Origin of the sequence: Oribacterium sp. HCP3S3_B9 (genome assembly GCF_052064255.1) — a bacterium.
GTDB lineage: Bacteria > Bacillota > Clostridia > Lachnospirales > Lachnospiraceae > Oribacterium.
In genome coordinates, this window is the sequence record NZ_JBQHVY010000073.1 from 1 (window position 1) to 627 (window position 627).

General features: G+C 48.8%; 1 protein-coding gene. It reads left to right on the top strand.

What is annotated here, in order from left to right; all coding sequences use genetic code 11:
* Positions 1-627: IS21-like element helper ATPase IstB (istB, locus tag ACTNC3_RS11480; RefSeq protein ID WP_441227515.1), on the top strand; the 627-nt coding region annotated here is incomplete at its 5' end.

Below are 627 nucleotides of genomic sequence, written 5' to 3' on the forward strand. Positions count from 1 at the left end.
GAAAATCGGGAGATCAATCACATCCACCGGCTGATCAAACGAGCCCGCTTCCCCGTTTATAAAACCTTTGATGGCTATGACTTTTGCCAGACCAAACTGCCTCCAGCTCTGACAAAAGAGGATCTGTTAAATGTCTCTTTCATCGAAAAGAAGCAGAACCTGGTTCTCTATGGACCAGTGGGGCTTGGGAAGACACATATGGCAATCGCCGCAGGCGTACTGGCCTGCAAAAAAGGCTATAAGGTGCGTTTCTATACGGTGACTGAATTGGTTCTGAAACTCGCCGAGGCGCGAAAAAACGGTACGCTGGAGCGCCTGAGAACAACTCTTAACCAACAGGATCTGCTGATCCTCGATGAGTGGGGGTATGTGCCGGTAGATCGGGATGGATCCGAGCTGCTTTTTCAGGTCATATCGGACAGCTACGAAAGCAGAAGTCTGATCCTGACCACAAATATTGAGTTTTCAAAATGGGGTGGCATCTTTACGGATGAACAGATGGCTGCCGCGATGATTGACCGTCTCGTCCATCATGGACACTTAATCATGTTCGACGGGAAAAGTTATCGGATGCAGCATGCATTGATGCGCCAGACAGTACCTCAGAATGAAGAAATCGTGTCCTGA